At 35.0% G+C, this 12532-nt stretch carries 13 protein-coding genes; all 13 read right to left on the reverse strand.

Translation table 11 applies throughout. The features are described 5' to 3' along the window. Positions 1 to 3: 3 nt before the first annotated feature. Positions 4 to 1293, reverse strand: coding sequence for a peptidoglycan DD-metalloendopeptidase family protein (locus tag ABJ955_RS06340; protein ID WP_347373756.1), 1290 nt, complete (start codon positions 1291 to 1293; stop codon positions 4 to 6). After that, positions 1294 to 2058, reverse strand: coding sequence for a DUF4292 domain-containing protein (locus ABJ955_RS06345; protein ID WP_347373757.1), 765 nt, complete (start codon positions 2056 to 2058; stop codon positions 1294 to 1296). A 7-nt stretch (positions 2059 to 2065) separates the two neighbouring features. Further along, positions 2066 to 3442 (reverse strand): hypothetical protein, encoded by a 1377-nt coding sequence (locus tag ABJ955_RS06350; RefSeq protein WP_347373758.1) that lies wholly within the window; start codon positions 3440 to 3442, stop codon positions 2066 to 2068. A gap of 30 nt (positions 3443 to 3472) precedes the next feature. Continuing rightward, positions 3473 to 4489, reverse strand: coding sequence for a sugar phosphate nucleotidyltransferase (locus tag ABJ955_RS06355; protein ID WP_347373759.1), 1017 nt, complete (start codon positions 4487 to 4489; stop codon positions 3473 to 3475). Between the two features lie 106 nt (positions 4490 to 4595). Continuing rightward, entirely contained in the window at positions 4596 to 5030 is a 435-nt protein-coding gene (gene dut / locus ABJ955_RS06360; RefSeq protein WP_347373760.1) for a dUTP diphosphatase, read from the reverse strand. Between the two features lie 60 nt (positions 5031 to 5090). Next, on the reverse strand, positions 5091 to 5546 hold the full coding sequence (locus tag ABJ955_RS06365; RefSeq protein ID WP_347373761.1) for a hypothetical protein: 456 nt from the start codon (positions 5544 to 5546) through the stop codon (positions 5091 to 5093). A 31-nt stretch (positions 5547 to 5577) separates the two neighbouring features. Continuing rightward, positions 5578 to 7032: an oligosaccharide flippase family protein gene (locus ABJ955_RS06370; RefSeq protein WP_347373762.1), complete on the reverse strand. Its 1455-nt coding sequence runs from the start codon at positions 7030 to 7032 to the stop codon at positions 5578 to 5580. Between the two features lie 99 nt (positions 7033 to 7131). Beyond that, positions 7132 to 7527 carry an acyl-CoA thioesterase gene (locus ABJ955_RS06375; RefSeq protein WP_347373763.1) on the reverse strand — a complete coding sequence of 132 codons (396 nt, stop codon included), beginning with the start codon at positions 7525 to 7527 and terminating at the stop codon, positions 7132 to 7134. After that, a complete protein-coding gene (gene mgtE / locus ABJ955_RS06380) occupies positions 7524 to 8876 on the reverse strand; it encodes a magnesium transporter (RefSeq protein WP_347373764.1) in 1353 nt (450 codons plus the stop codon). Before mgtE ends, ABJ955_RS06375 begins: the two co-directional genes overlap by 4 nt. Beyond that, a complete protein-coding gene (gene rsmA, locus ABJ955_RS06385; RefSeq protein ID WP_347373765.1) occupies positions 8857 to 9648 on the reverse strand; it encodes a 16S rRNA (adenine(1518)-N(6)/adenine(1519)-N(6))-dimethyltransferase RsmA in 792 nt (263 codons plus the stop codon). Before rsmA ends, mgtE begins: the two co-directional genes overlap by 20 nt. Beyond that, on the reverse strand, positions 9648 to 9956 hold the full coding sequence (locus ABJ955_RS06390) for a DUF4286 family protein (RefSeq protein WP_347373766.1): 309 nt from the start codon (positions 9954 to 9956) through the stop codon (positions 9648 to 9650). The genes rsmA and ABJ955_RS06390 overlap by 1 nt, the downstream gene beginning before the upstream one ends. 65 nt (positions 9957 to 10021) lie before the next feature. After that, positions 10022 to 11803 (reverse strand): tetratricopeptide repeat protein, encoded by a 1782-nt coding sequence (locus ABJ955_RS06395; protein WP_347373767.1) that lies wholly within the window; start codon positions 11801 to 11803, stop codon positions 10022 to 10024. Positions 11804 to 11903: 100 nt separating this feature from the next. Beyond that, the gene (locus ABJ955_RS06400) at positions 11904 to 12506 is read right to left on the reverse strand and encodes a hypothetical protein (RefSeq protein ID WP_347373768.1); all 603 of its coding nucleotides are present in this window, start codon (positions 12504 to 12506) and stop codon (positions 11904 to 11906) included. Between the last annotated feature and the right edge of the window lie 26 nt (positions 12507 to 12532).

The raw sequence follows: 12532 nt of genomic DNA on the forward strand, positions 1-12532 counted from the left end.
TTTTTACATTCTATAAATCCAATCTGCAGGATTAATTTTGGTTTTATTTTGGTAGATGTAGAACTTTAATAGGGTTTTGCCTTCCGTCGGGCTCATAGCTACAGTGCCAATGGTTTGTTTGGTAGAAACCTTATCGCCCTTTTTAACGGAAACAGTAGCTAAATTACTGTATACAGAAATATAATCTCCATGCTGAATAAAAACAACTTTATTGGCCCCTTTAATAACCTGAATAGACAATACCTGCCCTTCAAAAATAGAACGTACAGTCGCATTATCACTGGTTGCTATTTCCACACCACTATTGTTGGTAGTAACATTTGGAAATTGTGGATGCTGGTGTGTCCCAAAACTTTTTACAACCATACCTTTTTCTACTGGCCAAGGAAGTTTTCCTTTATTGTTTGTAAAACTAGCCGCAAGGGCTCTGTCTTCCGCCGTAAGTGCAAATTCTTCCGTTTTAGCTGGAGTGGTTATCACATTTTTAGTAGATGCTGTTGTACTTGTGTTATTTGCTTTGGCTTCAGCAGCTGCTTTTTCTCTTGCTAATCGATTTGCTTCTTCAATAGCAGCTTTTATCAAGGCATCTATTTGCCTGTCTATTGCGTCCGCTTCTTTTTGTTTGCTTCTTATCTGCGATGCAAATTTGCCTTCATCTTTCTTTAAAGTAGCTACCAATGCCTCTTGGTCTTTACGCTCCTGAGTTAATTTGCTTTTCGCTAACTCATTTTCCGTAATTAATTTTTGTTTTGTTTTTTTCTGACTTATTAAATCTAAATTTAGCTGTTGAAGTTCTTCTGTTTTTATTTTTATACCCTCTCCTTGCTTTTTGCGAAATTTGGCATACTGTTTCATATATTGAACACGTTTATATGCTTGCAAAAAATTTTCTGAAGAGAGTAAAAACATAATTCTGCTCTGTTGATTTTTACTTTTATAGGATTTTTGAATCATAGCTCCGTAATCTGCCTTCATTACTTTCAGTTCTTCCCGGAGTTTAGTGATTTTAGAAATATTATCATTAATATTTCGAGAAAGCAAATTTGCTTGTTGGTTGGTAATGCGAATCAAGTTTTCGCTAGCAGCAATACGCTGATTTAGATCTTCAACTTGAGAAAGCACAGATTTTTCTTCTTTTTTAGTCTTGAAAAGAAGCGAATTTATCTGTTTAATTTCTTCCAAAATAGCCTGTCTTTTTTCTTCAAGCTCTTTTTGTTTGTCAACTTGAGCGAAAACAGATGAACCCGCCATCAAGCAGATTATAAAAAAAACAAATCTTCGGATTTTTTTCATTTAGTTAAGTTCAATTTTTTCATAACCCTGTGGAATATCAAAAGGAAAACTCACAGCTACGTTTAAATCTATTTTTTTATAATTGATTTCTATTTTTGTTTTTGAGCTTTTATCAGTAGTATCAATTAATATGGAAGTTGGAAAAAACTGACCGTCCACGTTTTGATACGCACCATACCGAATGCTTAGCAAACGGTCGTCTTTAGGCTGGGAAAGAGTTTCAGAAGCTATTTTGAAATTTTCTGGATGTAAAAAAAGCGAATGTATAAAGTTTTGTGGTTGCTGTTTCGGTTGAATTTTAAATTTATTTTGAAAAACAGCTGATGTATACTCTGAAGCATTAAGTGTAAAAATGGATTGTCCTAAAAGCATGTTCTGTGCTTGTTGAAAGTTGATTGGGGTGCCTATCCATTCTCCCAAAATTGCAAAATCCCCTTCAAAATAGGTATTCCCTATTGTTTCATAATAACTTACACTTGTGGGAGTAATTAAAACTTTTGCAATGGTAATCCCTAAAATAGATGCTTTTACCCAAATGTTTTTATCTTTTTCCATCCGAAGACTCACAGTTATACTCTGTAACTTTTCATCAGTTTCATATACCAATTGAACGCGACCAGCTAGGGTATTAAAATTCGGGTTGGCGGCTTGGTGTGCAGCAACCACTTCTTTTGCAGAAGTATTTTCAATGTTTGTAATATTTTTTGTGCCACCACAAGAAGCAAGGACTAATAAAACTAGAAAATAAAGTGGGTTAAATTTCATAAAATCCTCAATTCGTAATTTTTGTTTTACTTGCTTTATCAGCGTATAATTTTGCCTTTTTAGAATCTCCTTTTGTAGAAAAAGCAAGACTTAATTGGGTGTAAAAATCGCTTTCCATTTTTGGGTCTTCAAAAATAAAATCCAATCCAGTCTCTAAACTTTCAATTGCGGCATCGCTTTTTTGAAGTCCGTTGTTTGCAACACCATTCAATAAATATAAAAGTGCTTGCGCAGGAAAAACCTCCAACCCTTGTGAGCTTAATTTTTCTGCAGCATCATATTTTTGAAAACCAATTTGAAGCAACAATGTGTTTTTTAAAAGATTGTAATTATCAGGGTCTTGTGAAATTCCTTTTTCGTAAAACCTAAGGGCATCTTCTTTCCTATTTTTGGCAACATAATACTCCCCAAGTTTCTCATAAACGCGTCCGTTTTCTACCGAAAACTGAGTTACTATTTCGGCCAATTCACTTTCATATTCAGGGTTTTCATTAACAAATTGAATAAAATCTCCTAATACTTTATATTTGGTTTCTTTATCAAAGGCTTCCGAAGAAAACACAATTTTCATAGATTTTATTGCCTCTGCTGAATTGTCTTCATCCAAATAAAACTTATAAAGTGCCAAATGTACCAATTGCGATTTTGGTTTTTGTTTTAAAAGTTCTTTGGCAGCTTCAAAAGCTTTTTCTTTATTGCCTTGATCGCTGTATAGAAAAATTAAGTTTAGATATTCTTTTTCGTTTTTTGGGTTTTCTTCAATTTTTTGCTCTAAATTTTCAATTGCTCCTTTTGTGTTTCCAGTAACACGATAAATTTGGGCTCTAAGCGCATTGCGGATATCGCTTTCGCCCCAAAGCTCCTCTAGCTCATCTAATGCTGTCAATGCTTTGTCATACTGCTTTGTGAGTGTATAAAGATTAGCGAGGTCTTCTTTGTAATCGTCATCAAAAACAATTAATTTTTGCACTAAAGGAATCGATTTTTCGTACTCTTTTTGTTGATAGAAGAGTTCGTATAGCTGTTCCAAAACATCAGGTTTATCGCCTTCACTTTTTAAAACCTTATTGAAACTTTCCTCAGCGAGCGCATAGTGCTTTAAGTAACTGTGATTCTTACCCATTTCAAAAAAAACTACGGCCTTATTTTCTTGAGATTTAGCTGCTTTTTCGGCTTTGTTTAGCGCTGTTAATGCCAATTCATAATTTTCAATTGCTTTTTGTTTTAGTGCTTCAAAAAAGTTTTCCTGAAAATCATCAGTTACTTCACCCAATAAATCCATAGGATTTTCAATAGAATCATTTTTAATTTTTTGGGCATAGAATTGCTTCGGAAGCAAAATTCCGATGCAAATAAGTGCTATGTAACCAAATTTTAACCTCAAATTATACGGGTTCCCACCTATAGGAATTAATTATTTTAATTCGGAATAATCGCCAATACTTACATTGGTAAACTTCCCATCAAAAGTAGCATAATTGCCAATCATGGCATTGTCCAAATTCGCGTTTTTGATTGTTGAATTTGTTTGAATAATGCTATTTTTCACAATGCTATCTTCAACTATCGTGCCTTCGCCAATAGATGCAAATGGTCCTACAGTGCTATTTTTTAAATGTACGTTTTCACCAATAAAACAAGGTTCAATTATTTTTGAATTTGTATTTGTAATACTTTCTGCCAACAACGGTTTTTTTGCTTCTGAAAGAAAACCAAGCATTCTCAGGTTCGTTTCAACGGTTACCTCTTTATTTCCGCAATCCATCCATTCGTCAACAGTGCCGGTTTTAAATATTTTTCCGCTTGCCATCATTCTTTTTATTCCATCATTAATTTGGTATTCACCCCCGTTAATAATGTTATTGTCTAATACATATTGCAATTCGTTTTTAAGTTGCGCAACGTCTTTAAAATAATAAATACCTATAACGGCTTGGTCGCTTACATATTCTTCAGGCTTCTCAACGAGTTCAATAATTTCATTTTTTTCGTTGAGATTTACCACGCCATAAGCTTCAGGGTTTTTTACTTTTTTGGTCCAAATTACAGCATCTGCTTCTTTGTCTAAATCAAAATCTGCACGAATTAGCGTATCTGCATAGGCGATAACCGCAGGGCCAGAAAGTGATTCTTGCGCACACATAATGGCGTGGCCGGTTCCTTTTGGGTCTAATTGTCTGTAAATGGTTGGTTTGGCACCCAAACTTATTGCGAGGTCTTTTAGACTTTTTATAACGTCGTCTCCAAAAAATGCAGGATCGCCAAGGATAAAAGCAATTTCATCTATTTCTTCATTGAGAACTTCCGCAATATCTGCAACTAAGCGATGCACAATTGGTTTTCCGGCAACGGGAATTAAAGGTTTTGGGATTGTTAAGGTATGTGGGCGAAGGCGACTGCCACGGCCAGCCATTGGGACTATAATTTTCATATACAATTGTTGATTTATAAATATTTATTAAAGCGCTTTTTTTCTTTGTAAGAATATTTTATAGCGCAATTTAATCATCTGTGCTACGGTTTCTGTAATTATAATTTTATTTCACTCCTGTACTTCCAAAACCACCTGCTCCACGAGAAGTTTCTCCAAGTGCTTCCACTTCTTCCCAAACGGCACGTTCGTGTTTGGCAATTACTAATTGTGCAATACGCTCGCCGTGCTCGATAGTAAAATCTTCATTTGATAGATTTATTAAGATCACCCCAATTTCACCGCGATAATCTGCATCGATGGTTCCAGGAGAATTTAATACTGTTATTCCTTTTTTTGCTGCTAACCCACTTCGTGGGCGTACCTGTGCTTCATAACCGATTGGCAATTCAATAAAAAGTCCGGTTTTTACAATTGCACGTTGCAAAGGTTTTAGAGTTGAAGGACCATCAACACACGCACGAAGATCCATGCCTGCGGAAGCAATGGTTTCGTAGGATGGTACTGGATGATTGGATTTGTTGATTATTTTTATTTTCAAAGCAGAGGTCTTATTTTAATTCGTGTTAATTAGATTCGTTACATTTAGTGAAATGAGATGTTAATTTTCAGTAGTAAAATCGACGCCATAAATGGTTTTTGGTATTTCGAAGAGTTTTAAATCATTGGCAGTAAACGATCGGATTTCTCCTTTTTCAATTTTGTATTTAACAAGCAATTTATTGTCTTTTAATAGTGTTTCCGTAATAATTATTTCTTGTTTTACGTCGCTTGGCTCTGTAATAATTGCTACAACTTTATTTTTTTCAAAGTCTATAGGAGTTACTTTATTATACATTGTTTGTGCAATTCCGAAATACGAATCAAATTTTTCTCTATTCGAAATTACCATTGCTTTTACCGGAGTGGTAAACTCAATGTCGTTTCTTGGAAAATAATTTTCAAGATACACAACTGAAAAATCTGAATTTGTATTCGTTGTTTCTTTTTGAGTACTCTCTTTATTATTACAAGAGATCATGGAAAATACTAATAGAAAGGATATTATAGTTTTCATATTTATTTAAATATTATTAAATGATACTAGTTTATTTTTTTAAAATTTTTAAAAATTCATTTTTTTCGAAATAAATCATAAGACCTGCAAATACTACTAAAAATGTAGTTCCTATCCACATATTTCCGTTAAAAACATAAAAGGAAACCGCCGAAAAGCCGATGGCTAACAACAAATACCCGCTTATTTTATTTACCTCATAAGGCACCTTGTAATACTTGCGTCCGTAAAGGTACGAAAGCACCACCATACTGCCATACGCAGCAAGTGTAGCAATAGCGGAACCAAGATAACCGATAATTGGGATTAAAACAAAGTTAAGCACCAGCGTTATAATTGCAGCAAAAACTGAAATATAAGCCCCGTACTTTGTGCGATCCGTAACCTTATACCAAACAGAAAGATTGTGATATATTCCTAAAAAAAGATTTGCCAAAAGTATTAGTGGGACAATTTTTAGAGCTTCCCAATATTGACTGTTTGGAATTAATATTTGTTTAAAAATATCAATATATACCACTACTCCCAAAAGAATTAAGCATCCAAAAAGTGTAAAATATTTGGTAATAGTCGCATATGTTTTTTTTGCGTTGCTATGGCCTGCATGGTTAAAAAAGAACGGTTCAATTCCCAAACGGAAAGCCATTACAAACAGCGTCATAAACATCCCTAGTTTGTAGCAGGCAGAATAGAGTCCTACTTCTATTTCAGCACTATTTTCTGGTAAAAGATATTTTAACAAAATACGATCAAAAGCTTCATTTATACTAAATGCGATACCTGCAATAAGCACAGGAAAAGCATATTTAATCATCTGTTTCCAGATTGTTTTATTGAAACCAAAACCAATTTTTATATAAAGTGGAAGTAAAATTAAAAGGGTAACTCCACTTGCAATTAAATTTGCAATAAAAACATAGGCAACTTTATTTTCTGGAAACCAAAGAGAACTCCAAAAACTACTGTTTTCAGCCAGTTTTGGAAGTAATAAAAGAAAAAATAAATTGAAAGCCAGGTTTATTACTACATTAAAAATTTTAACGAAAGCATATTTTATAGGCCTTTCGTTTGCCCGAAACCACACAAAAGGCAAAACCACTAAGGCGTCTAAAGCAAGAATTAGCAATCCATAGCTGACATATTCGGGTTTGAAATCTAAAACTTCAGCAATGGTGTTTTTAAAAAAAAGTGTTATTCCCAAGAAAAAAAGTGTTGAAACAGTAAGCGAAGTAAGCGTGGTAGCTTGGACCATTTTTTGGTTTGAAGCATCTTTGGTTACAAATCTAAAAAACGCTGTTTCCATTCCGTAGGAAAGCAGAACATTCCCCAAAATAAGGTACGCCATCAAGCTGGCGTAAATTCCGTACTCCTCTGGCAGCATAACCGTGGTATAAAGCGGCACTAATATTACGGCCATAATACGAGGTAAAACCGTTGCCAGTCCGTAAATAAAAGTCTGTTTAAAAAGTTTTTTGAATATACTCACGTCAACAATTTATCTAAAAAAGGTACAAGTTTTTTAAAACTTGTAGGGCAACAAAAGTATTGAAAATATCGGGGATTGAATTGATTATCCCACGGGAAGTCATTGAAAAAGTTCGCCAATTTCTTTAGGTATTTTTGCTGGGCGAAATGTTTTTCCGTCTAAAAAACACCATAGTGTTTTGGCCTCAACAATCGTTTTTCCATCAACTGGGCGGACTATTTTATAGTGTCGTTCACTTTTTACGCCTTCATGGCTATCAATCCAAGTTTGTACTTCAAGCTCTTCACCTAAAAATGAAGGGTTTTTATACAAAATAAAATGGTTTAAAACCACCCAAACAAATTCTGAACGCTGCTTTTCAGTAGTTTTTGAAATCCAATGTGTTTCTGCTACTTCAAGACACCATTGCAAATAGGTTACATTATTTACATGGTTTAATCCATCGATTGCCGAAGGTGGAACGATAATACGTTTCTTAAAAATTGAAGGCTTCAAAATCCGAGAATAATTTTAGCAATTGTAAAATAAATTAGAATTCCGAAAATATCATTGCTTGTGGTAATAAATGGCCCCGTTGCCATTGCGGGATCAATTCCTTTTTTATCTAAAATGATAGGAATAAAAGTTCCTAAAAGAGAAGCGGTTATGATTACGGAAATAAGTGATATTGCAATGGTTAGTCCAAAAAGAAAGTCGAGACCCAAAACAAACATACCACCTACAACCAGGATGGTAGCAAGAATGAAACCATTTAGTAAGCTGAGTAAAATTTCTTTAATTAATCTTTTCCAAACGGATCCTTTTAGGCTATTATTTGCAAGACCTTGAAGCACAATTGCAGACGATTGTACGCCTACATTCCCTGCCATTGCTGCAATCAGGGGTACAAAAAAGAATAATTTAGCATGTTCAGCCATTGCGCCAGAAAAGGTTCCTAAAACAGAAACACTTACAAACCCACCAATCAGTGCCAAAATTAACCAAGGAAGCCGTGCGCGGGTAAGTTGCCAAATGCTATCATCCGCCTCCACGTCTTCAGAAATACCAGCTGCCATCTGGTAATCTTTTTCGGCTTCTTCTTTTATAAAATCTACAATATCATCAATCGTTACACGCCCTACTAAAATACCGTTATCATCAACCACAGGAATGGCTTCCAAGTCGTATTTCTGCATGATTCGAGCTACCTCTTCCCCTTCGGTGTGCACTGTTACATAATCTACTTTAGGGATATAAATATCACTAATCTTAGATTTTTCCGGAGCGGTTAATAAGTCTTTTAAGGAAAGTCGTCCTTTTAATTTTCCATGCTTATCGGTAACGTAGATGGAGTGTACGCGGGTTACGTTTTCAGCTTGTCTGCGCATTTCGCGAACACAACCTGCAACAGTCCAAGTTTCTTTTACACGCACCAATTCCTTCGCCATTAATCCACCAGCGGTGTCTTCATCATACCGTAAAAGATCAACAATATCTGCGGCGTGGCCAATATCTTCAATATGCCCAATTACTTCTTTTTGAATATCATCGTCGAGTTCTGCAATAATATCGGCAGCATCATCGGTATCCATTTCATCCAGCTCATCGGCAATTTCAGAGGGGGAAAGATTATCGAGAATGCGTTCTCGAAAATCATCATCTAGCTCCATTAATGCTTCGCTGGTAACTTCGCTGTCAAGAAGTTTAACAAGATAGGTGGCTTCTTCGTGGTTTAGTTCTTCGAGAAGTTCGGCAACATCTGCAAAGTGAAAATCATGCAGCAATCCCTTTAGTGCATCGCCGTCATTGTTGGCGATGTACTGTTCAACCTGTTCAATAAACTCTTCAGTGAGCTGAAATTGCATCGTTTTGCAGTTTTTGCGTGAGCGCTATAAATTGTGAAACCGAAAGTTGCTCCGGGCGTAGGTCAAAGATAGTGTCTTCTTTTATTTTATCAGAAAGATTGAAGGATTTTAAACTATTTCGAAGTGTTTTTCTTCGTTGCTGAAAAGCAGTTTTTACTACTCTATACAGCATTTTTTCGCTGCATGGAATTGAAAAATCTTCTTTTCGTTTCAATCGAAGCACCCCACTGTCCACTTTTGGCGGGGGATTAAAAACAGATGGTGGAACTGTAAAAAGATACTCCGCATCGTAAAATGCTTGCGCCAAAACGGACAATATTCCATACGCTTTACTTCCTTCTTTTTCACAAATGCGTTGAGCTACTTCTTTTTGAAACATTCCCGTAAATTCTGGCACTTGTTCTTTCCACTCCAGCATTTTAAAAACTATTTGTGTGGAAATATTATAGGGAAAGTTACCCGTTATGGCAAATTGTTCTTTTCCAAAAAGCATTGATAAATCATACTTTAAAAAATCTGCTTCAAGGATTTTAAGATTTTTATTAGGATACTTTTCTTTTAAATAGGCAATGGATTCTGTGTCTAAATCCATTGCAATTATTGCGGCGTCTTTTTCTATTAGATACTTAGTGAGTACGCCCATTCCAGGTCCTATTTCCAAAACATTTTTATAGGTTTCCATTGTTAGAGTGTCACCTATTTTTTCGGCTATGGTTTCGTCTTTTAGAAAATGCTGCCCTAAGTGTTTTTTTGCACGTACTTCTTTTCCCATTAGTGTTCGCTTACTATTTCAAGTTCGGTGCGGAAGGCTACAAAACTACCTTCAAAAGGTTTGCTTTGTGCGCGTAATTGCGGCGCATCTTCTGCGTAATATTTCTGAAGTGTTTCTTTGCTGTCTGTTGTATACTGAACCGAATACGTAATTCCGCCCATTTCCTCTTCAACCAAAACACGCGCCATTAAAGCTTTGCTGAATTTTCCCGTTGCGAGCATTGCAGGAATGTGTTCGGTTTGCATCCAATCTAACCAACGGTCATGGATGGTTTCTTCTATGTTTATGGTAACGTTATAGATGTACATTTTTCTGAAATTTTCAGTTGAAAAAATTAAAGTTGCAAGGTTGTGAAAATCTTGCAGAATACGAATTAATTTATGGCATCTCCTCTTAAAGTTCTGTATTTTTTTCGAGCTTCTACGAAAAAAATACTATCGGCAAAGTGAAAAATTATTTCTTCGTATTGCTTTTTGGCTTTTTCAGGTTGATTGAGCTTTTCTTCGTATAGTTTTGCCAAGCGATAGTGTGCGTCATCGGCCAAAATATCTTCATTATAAAACTCGATGATTTTTAGGTAATTGGCTTCAGCTTTTAAGTATTTTTCTAATTTCTCGTAGATCTCACCCTGTTTTAAGAGTGCTTCATCTTCTATTCTCTCTCCTTTATTGTTTGTTAGAAGGTCTTCCAAGACAGCAATTGATTCCAGATTTTTATCTTGAAATTCTAAAAGGTCTGCGCGGGCATATTTTTTGAGTGCGGTTTGCGTAGAATCTTCCAAGGAATTATCGCGAATTAATAAACTGAGTTGCATGGCATCATTTGCAATAAGTTGGGAGGTGGATTTTTTTAATACATCTAATTGAACTTGTGCCCATTCAAAATCACCTTTAAAATAGCTTGTGCGTGCCACTTTAAAGCGAGCTTCTTGTGCTAAAACATCACTTTGCACTTTTTTTTGAATTTGAGAATAATAGATTAAAGCTTCATTGAATTTTTCATTTAAAACCAAAATATCAGCAAGTTCCATTTTTACTCTTGCTTCTTGGTAGGCTGTTAATTTTTCTTGAAGTAGTTTTTTTAAATTTTGAATGGCAGGTTCTTTTTTGTTGTATTGAAACGCCAAAAAATGGTTGTAGTCTATTTGTAACATATAGGTTTCACGACTATTTCCAAATTCCTCTAGTAGTGTTTCAAATTGTTTTTCTACTTCAGCAAATTGTTTTGGAGTGGCAGTTTTAACCTCCATTTTCATTAAAATTTGATTGCCTTGAAGTCGGTTTTGTGGGGTAAATGAATTAGCAATAATGTAATTTACAATTGCTCTACCACTTTCATAATCTTCATCAGCAATGGCAATGTATGCCAAATCAGTAATTCCGCTTAGGTCTTCGCCAATTCTTTTATAAATAGCTTTTTCTTGTATAAAGGCTTTTTTGTATTCTTTTTGCTGAATAAATAGCCAGCTAAGCAGCTCATTATAAAGTATGTCTGGGTTTTGTTGGGAGCGTTGTAGCAGTATTTTTTTTAGCAATAGATTTGCTTCATTCGTTGGGTCTTCGGTAGTAAAAAGGCTAAAATAACGTTGTGCAGTACTCTTAAAACTCAAATTTTTCTCGATAATATTAAGGTAGCTTTCAAACATTTTTTCAAGCTTGCCTTGCTCTCCATAAATTTGTGCGAGTTGTGAATTAAAGTCCATTTTATCACTTATAGACATGGCTTTTTCATACGCTAATATGGCTTCATCCAGCAAACTGTATTTTATAAAAGTATTGCCAATATTGTATGCGAAACTTGGACTAGCTGCAATAACTTCAATTGCTTTATTGTAATTTGAAGTTGCAAGTTCGGGCTTGTTTTTAAGAGAATAATTAAAGCCTAATTCTACAAAAAGCTGTGGAAACCTTCTGCCATCTTCAAGTTTTGATAGCAGTAGTTTTTCGGCTGCGTCAAAATTTTCAAGTTGTTGCTGGCTGGTAACCATCCCCATAAAATAATCCAGGCGGTAGGGATTTTCTGCGCTTAGTTTTTCATAAATGCGTAATGATTTTTCAAATTGCCCTTGTTCAAAATAATTTTTAGCCAAAGCATCGCTCTGCGAAAAACTTGCAGTAGCAGTGAAGAAGAATAAAATAATAAGAAAATTCCGCATGTTGTAAATATAATGAAATGACCCGATAGGTATTGGGTTCTCGAAATATTTATTAAATGAGGGTTAAAATTTTTATGACGAAATTTTACGTGCTATTTTATTAGCCTAGCTTTTTCATATTTATTTCCTCAATTGCATCCCAAGTTTCATCAACATCCATGTTTTTACCATTTGCTTCTAGGTAAAAACGATTGCGTTCCATTAGCTGAATTTTAGTATTATTATTTCTGGAACGATATTCTTCAATTGCTTTTGTGCCATTTTTTGTTAGGGTTCTTCGCGTGCCGTTTTCATCTTCTTCTTCAAAATCTTGAGACATTAACATTCTAATTCCAGCAGTTGCAGTTGCTCCAACTTGCCCAGCGCCATCTAAGATACTGATAGCGAATTTTTTTGTTTTGTCATCATTAGCATAAACAGCTTCGATGGAAGAAATATTCATCATCCCAGCTTGTCCCGCTTTGAAACTAATACGCTTCATGCCATTTACAGTTTCTGGAAGCCAGGATTTTAGCTCGGCATTTGTTAAAGGAGTTAATTCTTGTAGTTCTTTTATATCGTCTTGCATTTTTGTCATTTCCTGTACAGCATTGGTGGTATTTGAAACTGCTTCTTTAGTTTCTTTGATTTTTTTGCTAACAGGATTGTCTTTACAGCCTATAATTGCTGAAGAAAGAAAAAGGACTAGTATAAGTTTTTTCATAATTGAAAATATTAAGGGGTTATTAA

Source organism: Aequorivita sp. Q41, assembly GCF_039831855.1.
Lineage (GTDB): Bacteria > Bacteroidota > Bacteroidia > Flavobacteriales > Flavobacteriaceae > Aequorivita.

What these genes read in the sequence shown, in the direction of transcription:
- ABJ955_RS06390 (WP_347373766.1), bottom strand. Translation starts at nt 9,956, where the DNA reads ATGTACATCTATAACGTTACCATAAACATAGAAGAAACCATCCATGAC.
- ABJ955_RS06340 (WP_347373756.1), bottom strand. Translation starts at nt 1,293, where the DNA reads ATGAAAAAAATCCGAAGATTTGTTTTTTTTATAATCTGCTTGATGGCG.
- ABJ955_RS06345 (WP_347373757.1), bottom strand. Translation starts at nt 2,058, where the DNA reads ATGAAATTTAACCCACTTTATTTTCTAGTTTTATTAGTCCTTGCTTCT.
- ABJ955_RS06400 (WP_347373768.1), bottom strand. Translation starts at nt 12,506, where the DNA reads ATGAAAAAACTTATACTAGTCCTTTTTCTTTCTTCAGCAATTATAGGC.
- ABJ955_RS06355 (WP_347373759.1), bottom strand. Translation starts at nt 4,489, where the DNA reads ATGAAAATTATAGTCCCAATGGCTGGCCGTGGCAGTCGCCTTCGCCCA.
- mgtE (WP_347373764.1), bottom strand. Translation starts at nt 8,876, where the DNA reads ATGCAATTTCAGCTCACTGAAGAGTTTATTGAACAGGTTGAACAGTAC.
- ABJ955_RS06365 (WP_347373761.1), bottom strand. Translation starts at nt 5,546, where the DNA reads ATGAAAACTATAATATCCTTTCTATTAGTATTTTCCATGATCTCTTGT.
- rsmA (WP_347373765.1), bottom strand. Translation starts at nt 9,648, where the DNA reads ATGGGAAAAGAAGTACGTGCAAAAAAACACTTAGGGCAGCATTTTCTA.
- ABJ955_RS06395 (WP_347373767.1), bottom strand. Translation starts at nt 11,803, where the DNA reads ATGCGGAATTTTCTTATTATTTTATTCTTCTTCACTGCTACTGCAAGT.